The sequence below is a fragment of the Gemmatimonas sp. genome (assembly GCF_021298855.1).
Classification (GTDB): Bacteria; Gemmatimonadota; Gemmatimonadetes; order Gemmatimonadales; family Gemmatimonadaceae; genus Gemmatimonas.
In genome coordinates this window covers 70,622-88,625 of record NZ_JAJTHI010000016.1, presented here as the reverse complement: position 1 = coordinate 88,625, position 18,004 = coordinate 70,622, and the positions used below count along the sequence as shown (strand labels likewise).

At 69.4% G+C, this 18,004-nt stretch carries 16 protein-coding genes; 8 read left to right on the top strand and 8 right to left on the bottom strand.

Annotation, left to right across the window (positions count from 1 at the left end; genetic code table 11):
- Window positions 1–343 precede the first annotated feature (343 nt).
- Window positions 344–1,483 carry a PP2C family serine/threonine-protein phosphatase gene (locus LW840_RS06845; RefSeq protein WP_291276680.1) on the top strand — a complete coding sequence of 380 codons (1,140 nt, stop codon included), beginning with the start codon at window positions 344–346 and terminating at the stop codon, window positions 1,481–1,483.
- Between the two features lie 33 nt (window positions 1,484–1,516).
- On the opposite strand, the gene LW840_RS06840 is transcribed toward LW840_RS06845, so the two are convergent.
- From LW840_RS06840 to murQ, 3 genes are read right to left on the bottom strand one after another with little or no spacing between them, the layout of a single operon-like run.
- On the bottom strand, window positions 1,517–2,995 hold the full coding sequence (locus tag LW840_RS06840; protein WP_291276679.1) for a glycoside hydrolase family 3 N-terminal domain-containing protein: 1,479 nt from the start codon (window positions 2,993–2,995) through the stop codon (window positions 1,517–1,519).
- Window positions 2,992–4,173, bottom strand: a complete 1,182-nt coding sequence (locus tag LW840_RS06835; RefSeq protein WP_291276678.1) for an anhydro-N-acetylmuramic acid kinase — start codon at window positions 4,171–4,173, stop codon at window positions 2,992–2,994. The genes LW840_RS06840 and LW840_RS06835 overlap by 4 nt, the downstream gene beginning before the upstream one ends.
- The gene (gene murQ, locus LW840_RS06830; protein WP_291268660.1) at window positions 4,170–5,096 is read right to left on the bottom strand and encodes an N-acetylmuramic acid 6-phosphate etherase; all 927 of its coding nucleotides are present in this window, start codon (window positions 5,094–5,096) and stop codon (window positions 4,170–4,172) included. Before murQ ends, LW840_RS06835 begins: the two co-directional genes overlap by 4 nt.
- A gap of 168 nt (window positions 5,097–5,264) precedes the next feature.
- Here murQ and LW840_RS06825 point away from each other — a divergent pair, with 168 nt between their 5' ends.
- The 3 genes from LW840_RS06825 (at window position 5,265) to LW840_RS06815 (ending at window position 9,321) form a co-directional block, all read left to right on the top strand.
- The gene (locus tag LW840_RS06825) at window positions 5,265–5,990 is read left to right on the top strand and encodes a hypothetical protein (RefSeq protein ID WP_291273613.1); all 726 of its coding nucleotides are present in this window, start codon (window positions 5,265–5,267) and stop codon (window positions 5,988–5,990) included.
- A gap of 161 nt (window positions 5,991–6,151) precedes the next feature.
- Window positions 6,152–7,879: a gamma-glutamyltransferase gene (ggt, locus tag LW840_RS06820; protein ID WP_291276677.1), complete on the top strand. Its 1,728-nt coding sequence runs from the start codon at window positions 6,152–6,154 to the stop codon at window positions 7,877–7,879.
- A 221-nt stretch (window positions 7,880–8,100) separates the two neighbouring features.
- Entirely contained in the window at window positions 8,101–9,321 is a 1,221-nt protein-coding gene (locus LW840_RS06815) for an IS256 family transposase (protein WP_291260844.1), read from the top strand.
- Between the two features lie 137 nt (window positions 9,322–9,458).
- Here the strand turns inward: LW840_RS06815 and LW840_RS06810 are convergent, their stop codons facing one another.
- The gene (locus LW840_RS06810) at window positions 9,459–10,340 is read right to left on the bottom strand and encodes a hypothetical protein (RefSeq protein ID WP_291266692.1); all 882 of its coding nucleotides are present in this window, start codon (window positions 10,338–10,340) and stop codon (window positions 9,459–9,461) included.
- Between LW840_RS06810 and LW840_RS06805 the strand changes: the two genes are divergently transcribed.
- The gene (locus LW840_RS06805) at window positions 10,339–12,207 is read left to right on the top strand and encodes an ABC transporter ATP-binding protein (protein ID WP_291276676.1); all 1,869 of its coding nucleotides are present in this window, start codon (window positions 10,339–10,341) and stop codon (window positions 12,205–12,207) included. The genes LW840_RS06810 and LW840_RS06805 overlap by 2 nt on opposite strands.
- Before the next feature lie 18 nt (window positions 12,208–12,225).
- On the opposite strand, the gene LW840_RS06800 is transcribed toward LW840_RS06805, so the two are convergent.
- The 3 genes from LW840_RS06800 to LW840_RS06790 are packed head-to-tail and all read right to left on the bottom strand — an operon-like array spanning window position 12,226 to window position 14,169.
- Entirely contained in the window at window positions 12,226–12,951 is a 726-nt protein-coding gene (locus LW840_RS06800) for a cytochrome c biogenesis protein CcdA (protein WP_291263116.1), read from the bottom strand.
- Window positions 12,941–13,426, bottom strand: a complete 486-nt coding sequence (locus LW840_RS06795) for a transcriptional repressor (protein WP_291263117.1) — start codon at window positions 13,424–13,426, stop codon at window positions 12,941–12,943. Before LW840_RS06795 ends, LW840_RS06800 begins: the two co-directional genes overlap by 11 nt.
- Window positions 13,427–13,443: 17 nt before the next feature.
- Window positions 13,444–14,169 carry a hypothetical protein gene (locus tag LW840_RS06790; protein WP_291266694.1) on the bottom strand — a complete coding sequence of 242 codons (726 nt, stop codon included), beginning with the start codon at window positions 14,167–14,169 and terminating at the stop codon, window positions 13,444–13,446.
- 233 nt (window positions 14,170–14,402) lie between these two features.
- Here LW840_RS06790 and LW840_RS06785 point away from each other — a divergent pair, with 233 nt between their 5' ends.
- Complete coding sequence (locus LW840_RS06785) at window positions 14,403–14,966, top strand: YceI family protein (protein WP_291266695.1); 564 nt, start codon at window positions 14,403–14,405, stop codon at window positions 14,964–14,966.
- A 98-nt stretch (window positions 14,967–15,064) separates the two neighbouring features.
- Here LW840_RS06785 and LW840_RS06780 read toward each other — a convergent pair whose 3' ends face one another.
- Window positions 15,065–16,219, bottom strand: coding sequence for an aminotransferase class I/II-fold pyridoxal phosphate-dependent enzyme (locus tag LW840_RS06780; protein WP_291276675.1), 1,155 nt, complete (start codon window positions 16,217–16,219; stop codon window positions 15,065–15,067).
- Window positions 16,220–16,306: 87 nt separating this feature from the next.
- Here LW840_RS06780 and LW840_RS06775 point away from each other — a divergent pair, with 87 nt between their 5' ends.
- A complete protein-coding gene (locus LW840_RS06775; RefSeq protein WP_291260528.1) occupies window positions 16,307–17,377 on the top strand; it encodes a histidinol-phosphate transaminase in 1,071 nt (356 codons plus the stop codon).
- Entirely contained in the window at window positions 17,374–18,003 is a 630-nt protein-coding gene (gene hisH, locus LW840_RS06770; RefSeq protein ID WP_291260529.1) for an imidazole glycerol phosphate synthase subunit HisH, read from the top strand. Before LW840_RS06775 ends, hisH begins: the two co-directional genes overlap by 4 nt.
- Window position 18,004 lies beyond the last annotated feature (1 nt).

The following is an 18,004-nucleotide window of genomic DNA, read 5'->3' as shown; positions in this document are numbered from 1 at the left end:
GGCGGCGTCGACGGCCGGGCGGCCGGTGCAGGCGGTGCCGACGACGGGCGGCAGGCGGCCACCCCCAGCCAGAGGAGCACGAAAGCCCGCAGGCGTTGCCAGTGCAGTGGCGAAGAACGTCTCATACGCTCGAATTTGACCATGTGGTGACACGCTGGCCATCTTCCGCACGTTTTCACGGTGGAGTCTTCCGTTCCGCCCGTCCGAGGTGCAACCTCCGGCGTGGGTGTCCGTAGGGGTCAGTACGACCGACTTTCCGCGCCATGGCCCGTACAAACACGTTGTGACCGTCACTGCCTTTGATTCCAACTCAGCGCACCCCCCGACCGGCGATCGTCCCGTCGTGGCCCGTGTGTTTGCGCTGACGGATGTGGGACGGTCGCGCGAACACAACGAGGACACCTTCCTCGTGGCGGACCTCGAAACCGGCCGTCCGGTGGGGTTCGATGACGGGGCGCTCGATCTGCCCGCCTCGCCGCGGGGCTTGCTCTTTCTCGTGGCCGACGGCATGGGAGGGGCGGCGTCGGGAGAGCTGGCCAGCAGCATGGCCGGCACGCTCGTGCTGGAGGGGCTTCGCCGGCAGTGGTCGCAGGCCACGACGGCGCCGTCGCCCGAGCAGTTCGCCGAGGCGCTGCGCGACAGCACCATGGCGGCCAACGTGCGCATCCACGAGCATGCTCGCGAGTTTCCCGAGCATCGCGGAATGGGAACCACGGCCACGATTGCCGGACTGCTGGGTGATCGGCTCTTTCTGGTGCAGGTGGGGGACAGTCGGGCCTACGTGGTGCGCGACGGGGCGGCGCAACAGATCACCAAGGATCAATCGCTCATGCAGCGACTGGTCGAAGCGGGGGAACTCACCCCCGAAGAAGCCGAAGTGAGCGACCGCCGCAACATCATCCTGCAGGCGCTGGGGCCGGAAGCGCAGGTCACGGTGGATCTCACCCACCAGCAGCTGCGCAAGGGTGATACGCTTCTCCTCTGCAGCGACGGTCTGTCGGGGCTGGTCAAGGCCGACGAAATCGCGCAACTGTCGACTGGCGAGTCCGACGTGCGCATGCTCTGTCGCAAGCTGGTCGATCGGGCCAATCATCGCGGCGGCCCCGACAACATCACCGTGGTGGCGGTGCGCTTCGACGGCGCCGGGCTGCTGTCCTCGTCGGGCCAGGACTCCGTGGGGTACACCGCATATCCGCTCGCCGGTACGCTCTTCGAGCAGACGCGCGACACGCCCATCGTGCCGCGCGCGCCGCGCACGCCGATCAAGAGCGATCCCGCCCCCAAGCAAGGGGTGCGCATGCCGACCCGCGCCGAGCGGCGCGATCTCGACGAGAGCGAGCAGGCGGCTTCCGCACAACGGCGACCCCTCGTGGAACCCGAAGTGGCCGAACGCCGCGCCCGCGTACGACCGCTGTTGGTGCTGCTGGCGTGCGTGGCCGTGGCCGCGGTGGTGTGGACGGTGGTGCAGCTCGCGCGGCGCTGACGCCACGCGCGGCCACCATCCCAGCGCGTGGCGTTATCGCTTCCGCAGCAATCCGCGTCCGGCCGCCTGCTGCATGACCCGGTCGCCGTTCCAGGCAATGATCGTGGGCACCGGCATGGCCAACTGCTGCACCCAGCGCGGGTCACCAAGTCCCACCAGCACCACCGGGCGATGCATGGCCTCCGCCTGCGCCGCGAACGCCCGGACGGCGGCCACGGTATCCTCACGCAGCGTGCAGCGCCCCTTGGTGGGGAGATAGTCGGCGAAGAGCGCAATCACGAATGGCCCGGCGCTGGCCGCCGTGGGGGCGCTCACGATGCGCGCATCGTTGCCGGCCAGCCGCATCGCTTCCACGATGCCGGTGCGGTCGGGGCGTCGCCCCTCCACGTCGTCATCGTCGTCCACCAGCGCGACTTCGGTGACCCCTGCCATGGGCGGAATGGGCCCCTGTTCAATGCGCAGCACCTTGTCGGCCAGCAGCGCGCCCCACGCCGTGTCGGCACCACTGGGGCGGCGCCAATCGTTGGGGGGCGACACCCACTGCGCCCACTTGAGTCGCCGGCGCACCGATTGCTTCACGCGCTCCGGATCGAGCGTCCCATCCTCGAGCGCCTTCTCCAGCGCATCGAGCGTGGTGTCCAGGTCGCCCGGGGCCAGCAGCACGTCGCACCCGCCACGCAGTGCCAGCACGCAGGCGTCGGCCACCGTGCGCCCCTCGCACACGCCCGGCAGCGTCATGAGATCGGCCACGATGAGATGGTCGAACTTGAGCTGCTGTCGCAGCAGCCACTGCAGCATTTCCCGGGAGAGCGTGGCGGGCGCACGGCTGGAGTCGAGCGCCGGATACGCGACATGCGCCGTCATCACGCTCGCCACGCCACCGCTGATGGCCGCGCGAAACGGCTGCAGGTCGAGCTCCTTGAGCTGATCGGCCGGCGTGTCCACGCTCAGCGCTTCCCGGTGCGGGTCCCGCGTGGCGCGTCCGATCCCGGGAAAGTGCTTCGCGCACGCCATGACCCCTTCGGCCTGCGTGGCTTCGATCCATGCCTGCACCAGCTGCGCCACCTTGCGGGCGTCTTGGCCCATGGCACGCGTGCCAAGGAGCGGGTTCTCGGCCAGCAGGTCGAGATCACACACGGGCGCAAGATTCCAGTTCACCCCCATGGTGCGCGCTTCGCGTGCCGTGAGTCGCGCCGCGCGACGCAACGCCTCGATATCGCCCATGGCGGTAATGGCGGCCAGCGGCGGCAGCCCGGTGGCGCCGGCGAACTGCTGCCCCGCCCCACGCTCCAGCTCCGCCGCCAACAGCAGCGGATGCCTCGACTTGAGCTGTAGTTCCTTGGCCAGCGCGCGTACGCCATCCTGTTCGCCCCCCGCCAGGAGGAACCCTCCCACCCCGAGCTGCAGCGCCTGCTCGATGAGCGCGCGCGCGTCGGTGAAGCCACGATCGGCGTTCCAGCGGATGACCGGCAGCAGCAACTGCGCGAGGTCGCGGCGCGACTGTTCGCTCATGACAACACACTCGGCGCAACGGGAGTCAATGCGCCCAGGACCCGCGGCGCACGCGCACCGGTGGCGCTGGGCACGTTGCCCGGCCGTCCGGTGAGATGGAGATAACCGAGCAGCGCGAATGCCACCGCTTCCTTCGCCTCGGCGTCGAAGAAGAGCGTGTCGAAGTGGCGCACCGCCGGCGCCCGACGCTGATCCCGCTCGCTGTGCTCCGCGAAGGCGTCTTCGAGGCAGCGCAGCAGGAACGGATGACGCGCCCCGCCTCCCGACACCACCACGTCGTGCGGCATGGGGGTGAGCCAGCGCGTGTACTGATCGGCAATGGTGGCGGCCGTATACGCGGCAGCGGTGGCCACGATGTCGGCATCGGCCCCACCCGCCTCGCGACAGCGCGCCACGAACGCCTCCACGAACGCCGGCGTGAACAGCTCGCGACCCGTGCTCTTGGGCGGCGCCTCGTGCAGGTACGGCAGGTCGAGCAGCGCCCGCACCACAGGCGCCAGGACACGACCGGTGCCGGCAATGCGCGCATCCCGATCGAACGGCTCACCGAACAGCCGCTGCGTGACCGCATCGAGCATGACGACACCAGGGCCCGTGTCGAAGGCGCGCACCGGCTCGCCCCCCGTCAGGGTGCGGGGCGGCACCAGCGTCACGTTGCCGATGCCGCCGATGTTCTGCAGTGCCCGCCACTCGGTGTCGTGCGCGAAGAGCAGCTGGTCGGCCATGGACACCAGCGGTGCGCCCTGCCCCCCCACGGCCATGTCGCGGGTGCGGAAGTCGCTGATCACGGCGCACCCGGTGAGCTCGGCAATGCGGGCCGCGTCACCGATCTGCCAGGTGCTGTGCCCCGGTTCGTGCCAGAGCGTCTGGCCGTGCGAGGCGATGGCGCGCACCTCGGCAGGCGCAACACCGGCCTCCTGCATGGCGGCACGCGCGGCCTCACCAAGCCACGTGCCGAGGTCGGCATGCACCCGGCAGTAGTCCCGCGCCGATCCGCGCTGCATGGCACCGGCAAGCCGGTCCCGTTCATCCGCGCGGTAGGGGCGCTGCGCGAAGTGCCGCAGCGACGCCTGCACGCGGCCGTGTTCTTCGCGAAACGCCACCACGGCCGCACTGATTCCGTCGAGCGACGTGCCCGACATGAGCCCCACGAAGAGCTGTTCGTCGTGCCGGCTCATGCGCCCACCGGCGGTGGCGCGTTGGGCACCACCTTGCGAATGACGCCGCCTGCGGCCTCGAGCCGCGCGTCGGCGGTGGCCGCGTCCACGTCGAGGGCGTGCATGACCAACGCGCGCTTCACCCGGCCGTCGGCCCGCTGCAGCAGCGCGCGCGCTGCCTCACGGTCCAGCGCGGTCACCTCGCTGACGATACGCTCGGCGCGATCCTGCAGCTTCACGTTGGTGGCCCGCAGGTCCACCATGAGGTTGCCGTAGCTCTTCCCCACGCGAATCATGGCGCCGGTGGTGAGCATGTTGCACACGAGCTTGGTGGCCGTGCCGGCCTTGAGCCGCGTGGAGCCGGTGAGCACCTCGGGGCCCACGATGGGCAGAATGAGCCAATCAGCCTGCGCGCGCATGACGGCGGGTGGCTCACTGCAGGCAATGAGTCCGGTCGTGGCGCCGCGTTCCCGCGCGCGGGCCAGGGCGCCGCGCACGAAGGGCGTCGTGCCACTGGCCGCAATGCCCACCACCACGTCACCGGCGGTCACCGCCTGCACATCCATTTGCGCTGCTCCCGCGGCCGGATCGTCTTCGGCGCCCTCAATGGGATTGCGGAGGGCGTGATCGCCGCCGGCAATGATGCCCACCACCATGCGCGGGTCGGTGCCGAAGGTGGGCGGGCATTCGCTCGCATCGAGCACGCCGAGGCGTCCCGAGGTGCCGGCGCCCACGTACAGCAGTCGGTGGCCGGCGCGAAAGGCCTGCTCGATGGCCGCGATCGCCTGCGCAATGACCGCGCGCTGCGTGGCGACCGCGTCGGCCACGGCGCGATCTTCGGCGTTGATCAGGTCGACGATGTCCAGCGGCGACGCGAGATCGATGTCGACGGTGCGCGGATTGCGACGTTCGGTGACCCGGGGGTCGAGCGTCGGAGCAGACACGGCATGCGGGTGAAGGAGCGGACGCGGACCCGACGCAGGCCTCGCGCGGCATCCCCGCGGGCCGGAAATCTGGGCAACCGTGCCTCTGGAGGGGACGTCAGGGTAACTTAACGGGAGGTCAACCTCGGAGTCGCGGTGCGTCCGGTTTCTTTCGTTCGTAGGAGCAGCGTGCCGCGCAGCGGGCACCCCGTTGCCCGTCGTCTCGCGCCCACGCTGGCCCTGCTGCTGCTGGTAAGTGCCGGCAGCGCTCAGGCCCAGATTCGCGGCCGCCCCCCGACCGGTGGACCGCCTCCTCGCGGCCCCAGCCAGGGGTGGTGGTTCTCGGGCGGCGCGGCGGGGCTGGTCCTGGGGGCCATCAACGACGGCGCGTCGAGCGCGCGGTGGGAGTTCGGCAACGACCCGCTCTGGCAGTTGCGCGGTACGCTCGAGAAGGCACTCGACCCGGCCACGACGCTGGGGGTATCGCTGGGGTACGGGGTGGTCGATGTGAACGTCACCCGACTCGCGGTCCCTGGACAGGTGGCACCGGATCCCCGCGCGGTGTGCATCGCCAGGTGCGAGGCGCAGCTGGAGACCTGGCAGCTCATGGGTCAGTTCCGCAGCGGCGGCGGCCCTGGCTTTCACACCTTCTTCGAAGCACAGGGCGGCGTGAACGGCTTTCGCAATCTCCGAACGAGGGACTCCACGGCGGCGGCGATTGGCCCGGGGACGCTGCAGATGGGCGTCGCCGGCTCCATGGGCTTCGGCTTCGGCTATACTCTCTCGCCGGGTATGGTCATCGCGCTGGTGCAGGACTTCGGCATCGGGTGGCACGCCAGGGACAACTTGCCCGATGGCACGGGGCGCACGTACCGCACGCGGGCGACGCGCGCCAGTTTGCGTTTCAAGTTCTAGCCCGGTCCGCAACGGTCTCGTGGCCTCTTTCCATCCCTCCTGGAGCTGACATGCGCGTCCCCTCTCCGCGCTCCTGGTGTGCAACGCTGCTCGCCGCTGGTGTGCTGGGTGCCTGTGCGGGCACCTCCGCGTCCACGTCCACGTCCGCTTCCGCATCCGGTGTGACGGCCGCGAACGTGTCCGGCGCCGGGCAACCCGGCGATCCCGCCATTCCCGAGCGGGCGGCGGCGCAGTTCCCCGCCGGCTGGCGTCTGCCGGCGGGGCAGCGCGCCACCTTCGCCCCGCAGGTCATGGCGGTGAGCAACAGCCGCGAGGCCAGCGCCGCCGCCGCCGACATCATGCGCGAAGGCGGCAACGCCGTGGACGCGGCGGTGGCGCTGGGGTTCGCGCTGGCGGTCACATGGCCCGAGGCGGGCAACATTGGTGGCGGCGGGTATACCGTGGTGCGCCTGGCTGACGGCCGCACCGCCGCCCTCGACTATCGCGAGATCGCGCCGTTGGCGGCCACGCGGGACATGTACCTCGACGCCAATGGCAAGCTGACCGACAAGAGCATCTACGGGCACCTCGCCTCGGGCGTGCCGGGAGCGGTGGCGGGGCTGACGGCGCTGCTCGAGCGCTACGGCACCATGCCGCTTTCGAAGGTCATGCAGCCGGCCATTCGGCTGGCGCGCGATGGCTTCGTCGTGGACACGGCGTTGGCCACCTCCATCGAGCGCGCCTCCAGGATGCTGCTGCGCTTCCAGCGCCAGTCGCCGTTCACCCCCAACGGCACACCGCTGGCCACGGGCGCTCGACTCGTGCAGCCGGAGCTTGCGCGCACGCTGCAGGCCATCGCCGATCAGGGCGCGCGGGCCTTCTACAGCGGCTGGGTGGCCGACTCGCTGGTGGCCGAGATGCAGCGCGGCGCCGAGGGCACGACGGGCATCATCACCCGGGCCGATCTCGCCACGTATGCCCCGGTGTGGCGCACGCCCATCCGCACCACGTATCGCGGGTACGCGCTGCTCTCCATGCCGCCGTCGTCGAGCGGCGGCGTGACCACCGCCGAAGCGCTCAACGTGCTCGAGCAGTATCCGTCCCTGCCCGCCTACGGCAGCACCCGCTGGTTCCATCTCGTGGGGAGTGCGTACCAGCGGGCCTTCATCGACCGCAACGCGAAGCTGGCCGACCCCGCCTTCGTGCCGGTGCCACTCGCCCAGCTCACGAGCAAGAGCTACGCAGCGCGCCTCAAGGCCACCATCGCCGATACCCGCGCCACGCCAACGCGTGATCTCGAGCCGCTCATGGCGCAGGCGGCGCGCGAGCCCGAACACACCACGCACTATGCCGTGGTGGACGCGCGCGGCAATGCCGTCTCCACCACCACCACGCTCAACAACTCGTGGGGCTCGGGCGTGTGGGTGCGCGGCGCCGGCTTCATGCTGAACGACGAGATGGACGACTTCGCCGCGCAGCCGGGGAAGCCCAACATGTTCGGTCTCGTGCAGGGCGAAGCGAACGCCATTCAGCCGGGCAAGCGCATGCTGAGCGCCATGGCCCCCACCATCGTGCTCGACCCGCGCGATCAGGTGCTGCTCGTGGCCGGCGCGGCCGGTGGCCCCACCATCATCACGGGCACCAGCCAGGTCATTCTCAACGTCATCGAACATCGCATGACGCTGGCCGATGCCATGCGCGCCCCCCGCATTCATCATCAGGCGCTCCCCGATTCCCTCACCTTCGAAGCCGGCGGCGTGCGCCCCACGGTCCTCGATTCCCTGCGCGCCTTCGGTCACGCCATGCGCGAAGTGCGCAGCCTCGTGAACGTGAACGCCATCATGCGCGTGAAGGGAGGATGGGAAGGGCAACCGGAACCGCGGCGGTCGGGCGGAGCGGTGGGCTACTGAGTGGTGAGCTTGAGAGGTGAGAAGGAGACGTGAGAAGGAGACGTGAGAAGGAGACGTGAGAAGGAGACGTGAGAAGGAGACGTGAGCCCGATAGTGTCGCTAATTGTGTGTAGTTCGGTCGGTGGCCCGCTGCATTCGACGCAGAAACGGCCACCGACCATCTTCTGGGTGCCCTAGTTCACCAGTGGGATTGCCGTCCCACGAAGCCCAGAAGCTGATCGATGACCGTTTCTTTGGATGATGGTAGCCCGAAGCGGCTGCTCCAGCAATCGGCCGCGCCCGAGCCGGCCCTCCCTGGCGCGTTGCGCACGATGATCCAGACCGTCTTGCAGGAGACGCTCGCGGCGCAGTTCGCGACGTTCCTCGGCGCGGCCCCGTACGAACGCGCCGCCGAGCGCCAGGGCGTGCGCAATGGCACCCGCCCGCGGTGGTTGATTACGCGGATCGGGAAGGTCGAGTTGCGCGTGCCGCGTGACCGCGCGGGCCTCTTCGAGCCGACGGTGTTTGCGCGGTATCAGCGCCACGAGCAGGCGCTGCTGAGTGCGATGGCCACGTGCTATCTGCAGGGCGTCTCCACGCGGAAAGTCCGGCGCATCATGGAGCAGCTCAGCGGCGAGCCCGTGAGCGCGAGTACGGTGAGCCGCGCCACCAAGCAGCTGGATGCCCAGCTCGCGACGTGGCGGACACGCCCCGTCGACGCGCAAGCGTACCCCTATCTCGTGATCGACGCCCACTACGAGCGGATTCGGCGAGAGGGCCAAGTGCTCTCGACCGCGGTGCTCTGGGTGCTCGGCGTCGCGGCGAGCGGCCATCGCGAATATCTCGGCGTGTGGCTCGGCAACGCGGAGAGCGCGACGACGTGGGGCACGGTCTTTCAGGATCTGCACGCGCGCGGCCTGCACGGCGTACAGTACGTCGTGAGTGACGAACACGCGGGGCTCAAGGGCGCCGTGCAGCGCTTCTTCCCTGACGCGGTGCATCAGCGCTGTCAGGTCCACTACCTCCGCAACGCCCTCACGAAAGTGAGCACGGCCGCGCGCCAGGAAGCCCTGCTCGCGGCCCTCCGGGACGTCTGGGCGGCGCCGACGCGGGCCGAGGCCGAGCAGCGGGGGCGGGCGCTCATCGCGAGCCTCCAGAAGCCGCTGCCCGCCGTAGCGACGTGGCTCGAGACGACGCTGTCTGACACGCTCGGCTATTACATGCTCAAGGAAGCCGAAGCGCGCCGCCGCCTCCGCACCACGAACGCGCTCGAACGCGAGCACGAGGAAATTCGTCGGCGCACCAATGTCATCCGCATCTTCCCCAACGAGGCGAGCTACCTGCGCCTCGCCACCGCGCTCGCGGCTGACCGCAGCGATCAGTGGGCGAAGCGACGGTACATCGTGCCCGATTCCCCCACCCACAACGTCAAGAACGCCCTCAAGACCCCCCGCGCGGCGTAGTCCGCTCTCTCACCCGGAAGCGAACTACACACAATTCGGCACTTGATCAGCTCAACTCTCGCTGCGATCCGGGCTCAACTCTCCCTCTGCCAGCTCAACTCTCAGTACGCAGCGCTGAGTGAGCGCTGAGCCAGCCGTCACGGCACCGGCGCCGGCCGCACCGTCACGGGCGCGTCCAGCGTGACCGCAATCGTCGCCCCACTGTTGATGCACGTGTCGAAGTTGGCTGTCGCGGCAGCCGCCGCCGTGCCCGCGGCCGCGCCCGCGGCGGCACCGATCACCGTGCCCCTGGTGCTCTTGCCGATCACCTGACCCGCGATTGCGCCCAGAATGGCGCCGCCCGCCACCTTCTTGGCGTCGGTACCCTTGGTCGCGCTGCGAACACGCTCGGTGCTCGCCGTCTGCACGGTGCTCTCCACCGGATACGTCTTGTCGCCGAACTGCACCGACACCAGGCGCACGCGCAAGGTGGTCTCGTCGTTGCTGTTGCGCGCCGTCTTGGCCTCCACCACCTCGAAGATGCCCGTGGCGCCGGCCGGGATGCTCACGCCGTTGCTCGCGCTCACCGACTCGGAGAGCTCCGCGGTGAACTTCTCGCCCACCGGCATCGTGTTGCTGCACACCTTCGACGACGACGCGAACGTGAGGCGCGTGCCGCTCGCCACCGTACCACTCACCGGCGCGGCGGGGGCAGGCGCGGGCGCAGGCGTGGGGGCGGCCGCGGTGGGACGTGGCGCCGGGCGTGTGGGTCGCGGAGCGGGTCGCGGCACCGGCCGCGGAGCCGGTGCGGCGGCGGTTGCCGGCGCCGGCGCAGGTTCCGGTGCCGCTGGAACGTCCTGCAGCTGCGGCGACGGCGCGCTGTCCTGCTGCGCCAGCGCGAGGTCGCGCCCAAGCGCCGAGTCGCTCGCCAGCGCGCCGTTGTCGGCGCCCGTGTCGCCGCAGGCAGCCAGCGCCATGAGCGCCGCCCACGTGAGGGCCGTGGCCAGGACCGGACGACGCGAACGGATATATTGACGCATGGGCAGACTCCCGGGTGAGGAAGGCAAGGTGAAGGCGTGGCGTACACTTCGCCGACTGATTCCATATTACCACCCCTATCGCCTGCAAGTTGCGGTGGGACTGGTATCGGTCGTGGCATCGTCCGCCCTCGTCGCGCTGCAGCCCTCCTTCCTGCAGCGCGGCCTCGACAGCATGCGCGAGGGCGCCGCCGCGCGCGACCTCCTGGGACTGGCCTCGGTGATGCTCGTCACCGCCCTCGCCAGCGGCGTGCTGCGTTTCGCCATGCGCTACACCATGAACGGGGTGAGCCGGCGCATCGAAACCGACCTCCGGCGCCAGCTGTTCGACCGGCTCACCACCCTCGATGCAGGGTGGTACGCCGCCTGGCGCACCGGCGACCTCATGGCCCGCCTCACCAACGACCTCAGCGCCGTGCGCATGGCGGCGGGCCCAGCCATCATGTACTTCGCCAACACCATCGCCGGCGGGATGTTCGCACTCACCATGATGGTGCGCATCTCACCGCGGCTCACGGGGCTGGCGCTGCTCCCCATGATCGGACTCCCCCTCCTCATGCTGCGCCTGGGCAAGCTCGTGCATACGCGCTTCGAACACGCCCAGGAGCAGTTCAGCCGCCTCAGCACCCGCGCACAGGAAAATCTCGCCGGCGTGCGCGTCGTGCGGGCGTACCGCCAGGAAGCCGCCGAAGTGGCGCGCTGGAACCAGCTGGGGGAGGAGTACCTCCAGGCCAACATGGCGCTCGCCCGGCTCAATGGCCTCATGAGCCCCGGCTTTGCCCTGCTGGCCGGACTCGGCATGGCCGTCACCATTGCCGTGGGAGGCACGCTCCTCATCGACGCGCAGCTCACGGTGGGCAGCTACGTCGCGTTCACCATCTACCTCGGCATGCTCACCTGGCCGCTTATCGCGCTCGGCTGGACCACCAACCTCTTCCAGCGCGGCGCGGCGTCACTCACGCGTGTCCTGCAACTGCTCGATGCCACACCGGCGGCCGTGCACGACACCGGGCAGGCGCACCTGCCCACGGGCACGACCGGTCGCCGCATCGAGTTCCGACGCGTGTCCTTTCATTATCCCCCCCCGGCGCCGGCACCAGCGAGCGAGGCGCCCGTCTCCCCCGCGCACCATGCACCCTCGGCCGTTGCAGCGCCGCGCTGGGTGCTGCGCGATGTGTCGTTCACGGTGCCCGCCGGTGGCACCCTCGCCGTCGTGGGCGCCACCGGGTCGGGGAAGAGCGCCCTCATGGACCTGCTACCCCGCCTGTACGAGCCGCAGGACGGTGAGATTCTGCTTGATGGCGTGAACATCCGCGAACTGCCCCTCGCCACGCTGCGCGCCGCCATCGGCTACGTGCCCCAGGAATCCCTGCTCTTCAGCGAAACCGTAGGCGACAACATCACCTACGGGCTCACCGGAAGCGAAAGCGAACCCGACGTCTTCGCACGCCGGGCGCTGGCCACCCGCATCGCCCAACTCACCGACACCATTGCCGCGCTGCCGGCCGGTTTCGACACACGGCTGGGCGAACGCGGCATCAACCTCTCGGGGGGACAGAAGCAGCGGGCGGCGCTCGCCCGCGCACTGGCCCGCGACCCCGATGTCGTGCTGCTCGACGACGCGCTGAGTGCCGTGGACACACACACCGAGGCGGCGATCCTGCACGGGCTGCGCGAAGCGCTGGCCGGGCGCACCGCCATCATTGCCTCGCATCGCGTGAGCACCGTGCGCGAGGCCGATCACATCATCGTGCTCGAGGCCGGGCGTGTGGTGGAGTCCGGCACCCACGAGGAGCTGATGGCGCGCAGCGGACGCTATGCGGACATGCTGCGCCGGCAGCAGCTGCTCGACGCCATCGAGGCGGCGTGAGTCGCCTGCGCGGGGCGTCTACAGCCGCTCCACCAGAAACGCGGGCGTGAGCGGCTGCAGCCATGCCGCCAGTCGCTCGAACCAGCCGGTGAACATGAGCAGCCCCACGATGACCAGCAGGATGCCGGCCAGGCGATTCACGCGACCAATGTTGTGCTTGAACTTCTGGAAGAAGCCAAGGAATCGCTCAATGGCGAGAGCGCTCAGCAGGAAGGGCACGGCCAGTCCCATCGAGTAGGCCGTGAGCAGGCCAACGCCCTTGGCCAGCTCGGTTTCGTTGGCTGCGAGCAGGAGGATGGCGCCCAGCGTGGGACCCAGGCACGGCGTCCATCCGGCGCCAAAGGCGATCCCCACGAACACCGTGCCCAGATAGCCCAGCGGCTTGTCGCTCAAGTGGAAGCGTCGCTCCTGCTGCAGCGCGCCCACCTTGATGACATCGAGCATCCACAGCCCCATGAGCACCATCATCACGCCGCCCACGCGCGCAATCCACACGCGATACTCGCGCAACAGCTGGCCGAAGGCCGACGCCCCGGCACCCAGCGCCACGAAAATGAACGTGAACCCGAGCACGAACAGGACGGAGTGCAGCAGCGCCGTCCGTCGGGCGCGCGACACATCGTCGAGTCCCATGCCCGTGATGAAGGTGACATAGCTGGGCACGAGTGGCAGCACGCAGGGGCTCAGGAAGCTGAGCAGCCCCGCGGTGAACGCCACCAGCACGGTCAGGGATTCAGGAGCCACGGACAGTTCCGGAGAGGCGGCCGCGGCGGCAGTCGCCGCACAGGCCATAGATGACCAGCCGGTGACGCTGGCGTGAGAAATCGTGGGCTTCGGCCAGCAGGGTCGTCATGCGCTCCAGGCGCTCGTCGCGAAACTCCGTCACGCGACCACACACCGTACAGAGCAGATGTTCGTGATGTGGCACGCCGCGCGAGGCCTCGTAGCGCTTGAACCCCTCGCCAAAGTCTCGCTCCACCACCAGACCGCTGCGCACCAGCACGTCGAGCGTCCGGTACACGGTGGCGGTACCGGCCGACGCGCCACGGCTGCGCAGCTCGGTGGCCACATCTTCCGCCGACAGGTGGCGGTCGGTACCGAGCACCACATCGGCAATGGCCAGACGCTGGGCGGTGGCCGGCAGATTGTGGTCGCGCAGGAAGACACGAAACGCTTCCTTGTCGGCAGCGACCGCCGCGTCGGTGGAGGGATGGGTCACGAAACGGGAGCGGGCCGCTACTCGGGGAACGGCAGCCGCAGCGCCTTGGCCAGCTGCGCCGCCGTGTAGCGCACGATTTCCGAGTCCTCCCCGGCGCGCCGCTGCACGCCACGCACCACCGTTTCCACGGTAATGAGAGGCGCATCGGCTTCGGCCTTGAGGCTCGATTCCCACTTGCCGCGCTCCGGCCCCTTGATGACGTAGCGATAGCGCGCGGTGTACACCGTGTGTCGGACCGGGCGCACCGCCGCCGGAGCGGGTTCGAGCGACACGGCCTCGGCCTCATCACCCTCGTCGGCCGAGGCGTCGGCGGCAAGCAGCTCCACGTGCGATACGTCCTCATCGTCGTCGCCGTCCGCAGCCATTACCAGCGATTCCTCGCTGTCGTCGTCGGCATCCACCGCCGCGGGGACTCCCGGCTCGAGCGCCTCCACGTGCAACGGATCGCCCGCCAATGGCAGCTGCGGCTCAGGGGCCTGCTGATCAGCCGGCGACGCTATAGCGGGGGACAGCGGCACCCGCGCCGCCAGTACGGCGATCCCCGTTTCCACCGTGCCCTGGCGCAGGGGCGAGAAGAGGTGGAGCTCCTCGATCAGTGCCAGAGGTACCTCCGCCACGACGGTACGCAGGAACCGCTCGGCCACCTCGGACACCGGCGCATCGGCCCGATCTGGGAGCGCGGGCTGGGGAACGGGGGCGTCAAGCGGCTGTTCGTCAGCGAGGGCGGGTACCGGAGCGGTCATGGACTCGGGCGCGGGGGATACATCAGGGGCAACAGCGAAAGATCACCGGCGCTCGTGCCTGCAAACAAGGCGCAGGCAGGGGTTGCGCACCGGGACCGATCTGGTATCTTACCAATGAATCATTGCTCGTCCAATAATCGTCTGGACTAACACTTGCGGGTCAGTGCGCCCTCCCAGCCCGCCGCCCTTCATCGTCAACACCCGAGGACCGCTTCATGTTCACAACCCGTCGCTTGACCGCTCTGCTGGCGCTGCCGCTGTTCGTGGCCGCCCGCCCGCTCCCCGACGCCAAGCCGCACGCGATCGACAAGGCGCACAGCGAGATCAACTTCGTGGCCGACTCGCGCATGCTCAGCGCCCACGGCTTCTTCGGGAAGTGGGAGGCCGACGTGAAGCTCGACGCGGCGAAGTGGGAGAACTCGTCGGTTGCCATCACCATCGATGCCGCGAGCATCAACACGCGCGTGGAGCGTCGCGACGGGCACCTGCGCAGCGCCGATTTCTTCGACGTGGAGAAGCACCCGAGCATCACCTTCAAGTCGGTGAGCGTGAAGTCCACCGGCGCGAACAAGCTCGACATCACCGGCGATCTCACGGTGCGCGGCACGACCAAGCGCATCACGGTGCCCGCCACGATGGTGTTCTACGAAGGGGGCATGGGGCGCTTCCGCGGGCAGTTCACCATCAACCGCATGGACTACGGCGTGAGCTACGACTCCAAGCTCAACCCCATCCAGCCCGAAGTGCAGGTGCAGTGGGACATTGCATTGGCCGAGCCCAAGCCCGCCGCCAAGTAACCCCTCGAATTCAGGACTCCCCGGCGCGCAGCGCCCGGGGTAAGGAAACGCCCCCGGCGCGCAGCGCTCGGGGGCGTTTTCCGTTTCCCCCTCTGCGCTCACCGTCTCGCCGACGCGACGATGCCCCGCGCCGCTTCTGCCAGCCGCTCCGCACTCTGCACGAATGATACGCGGAACTTCCCCCGCCCCGCCTCTCCGAACGCCATGCCCGGCGTCACGACGACCCCTGGCCCTTGGATGAGCGCATCGACCCACTCCCAATCGCCAAAGCCTGCGGGGACGTCCAGCCACAGATACATCGTGGCCCGTGGCGCGACCACGGGCCAGCCGCCCGCGCGGAACGCCTGCACCAGCGCATCGCGGCGCGCGCGATACTCCGCCACGATGGGCGGAACGATGGTGGCATGATGCGTGAAGGCCGCCGTCGCCGCCACCTGCGCGAGCGTACTCACACCGTAGCCGATGTTCGAGCGGTAGCGATCGAGCCGCGCGATGGCGTCACGCTTCCCGGCCACGAACGCCGCGCGCACCCCCGCCATGTTGAAGCTCTTGCTGCAGGTGTGCATTTCCACTGCCACGCGCTCGGCGCCCGGTACCTGCAGCACGCTGGGCACCGCGAACCCGTCGAAGGAGAGCTCACTGTAGGCCAGGTCGCTCAGCAGCAACAGGCCACGGCGCTCGGCGAACGCCACGTAGCGCGCCAATTCGTCGAGCGTGACCGTCATGGTGGTGGGGTTGCCCGGGTAGTTCACGATCAGGACCTTCGCCCGCGCGACCAGGGCCGGGTCCAGCGCATCGAGGTCGAGCCGCCCATCCGGCAGAAAAGGCACGTACACCGGCTCCGCCCCCGCCAGCAGCGTAGCCCGCGCGTACACCGGGTAGTACACCTCCGGCACCAGCACCACGTCACCCGGGTTGGTGTGCGACAGGATCAGCTCGGCAATCCCCTCCTTCGATCCGGCCAGCGCGTGCAGCTGCGCCGACGGATCCAGTGTGACCCCGAACCGGGCCTGCATGTAGCCCACGACGGCGGCCTGATACGCCGGGTGCATGCGAAAGTTCGGGTACCCGCTGAGCGAACGGTCGGCCGCGGCCTGCTGCATGGCCTCCACCACCACCGCCGGAATGGGACCGTCGGGACTGCCGATTCCTACATCGATGAGCTGCTGGCCACGCGCCCGGGCCGCCATGCGGCGGTCGTCGAGCTCGTAGAACACGTAGGGGGGGATGGTGTCGAGCGTGTGTCGGGCCATGCAGCGAATCTATCCCCAGAACCCGCCGGGGTCAGAGCCGGGGTCAGAGCCGGGGTCAGAGCCGGGGTCAGAGCCGGGGTCAGAGCCATGACCGACCGCCTCTCGTTCGCCCGCGCGTTGTACGACGCCGTGCCGCTCTACGACCCCAAGCGCACGCCCGTGGCGCTCGACCTGACCGACAATACGAATCTGTGGGGACTGCCGCCCGCGGCCGAGCGTACGCTGCGCGAGCTGCCGGTGGCGCGAGTCACCCGGTATCCGTCGCTGTATGCGGCAGAGCTCAAGGAGGCGCTCGCGTCGTTCGTGGGCGCCAGCGCTGAGCACATCGTGACCGGCTGTGGCTCCGACGACATCCTCGACAGCGCCATGCGGGCGTTCGGCGAACCTGGGAGCGTGGTGGCAAGCAGCGAGCCGAGCTTTGCCATGATTCCCATCTTCGCCCAGATGAACGGGCTGCAATACGTGGGGGTGACCGAACGCCGGGATCATCAGCCCGACCTCGATGCCCTGCTGGCTGCACAGCCACGCATCCTGTACCTGTGCACCCCCAACAATCCCACCGGCGCCCTGCTTGCCCGTGAGACACTCGAGCGCGCGGTGCGCGAGGCGCCCGGCGTGGTCTTCGTGGACGAAGCGTACGCGGAGTTCAGCGGCGTATCGGCCATTGATCTTGCCCGGCGCGTGAACAACCTGCTGGTCATCCGCACCATGTCCAAGGCGTTCGGACTCGCGGGGCTGCGCATTGGCTATGGGGTGGGCGCGCCGGCGCTCGTGCGCGAGGTGGAGAAATCCCGCGGCCCCTACAAGCTCAATGCCGTGGCCGAGCAGATGGCGCTGGCAGCGCTGCGCGACGACATGGACTGGGTGCAGGAACACGTGGCCTTGGCGGTGCGGAACCGCGAACGCCTTGCCGTGGCGTTGCGTGACCGCGGGTATGCCCCGCTCGCCTCGCACGCCAATTACGTGTGTGTGCCGGTCGCGCGTGCAGTGGACGTGGGCCAGGCACTGCGGGCACGCGGCGTGGCGGCGCGTCCGTTTCCCGGGCTGCCGCACGTGGGCGACACCCTGCGCATCAGTGTGGGGCCGTGGGACCTGATGCAGCGCTTCCTCGAGGCGTTCGACGACGCCACCGCCGACATCTACGGAACAGCGTCATGACCGACACGCTTCGCGTGACCGTATTCGATTACGGCGCCGGCAACCTGCACTCGCTCGTGAAGGCGTTGGAGATCGGGGGCGCCGCGGTGCGCATCGAAACCGATCCCGCCGCAGCGGTGCGCGATACGGAGGCACTCATCCTGCCCGGTGTCGGGGCGTTCGCCCCCGCCGCCGACCGCCTGGCACCGGGACTGGCGGCGATGCGCGCGGCGTTGCTGGGTGGCTTGCCGACCCTCGGCATCTGCCTTGGCATGCAGCTGCTCTTCGACGCCAGCGACGAAGGCCCGGGCGCCGGATTGGGGATCGTTCCGGGCCGCGTATCGCGACTCACCGCCGCGCGCGTTCCGCAGATTGGCTGGAACCGGCTCGACGAGGTGCGCGACCCGCTGCTCGCCGCCGCCGCGCTGAGCGTGGCCTACTACGCCAACTCGTTCGTGGGGCGCCCCGCGCCGGAAGGGGTGTCGTACGTGACGGCATGGAGCGAACATGGTGGCGATCGCTTTCCGGCAGCGGTGCGCCGGGGAAACGTGATCGGCACGCAGTTCCATCCCGAGAAGTCCAGCGCCCCCGGCGTGGCCTTCATCCGCGCGTTCCTCACCGTTGCCGCCGCCAGGAGCCAGGTCTGAT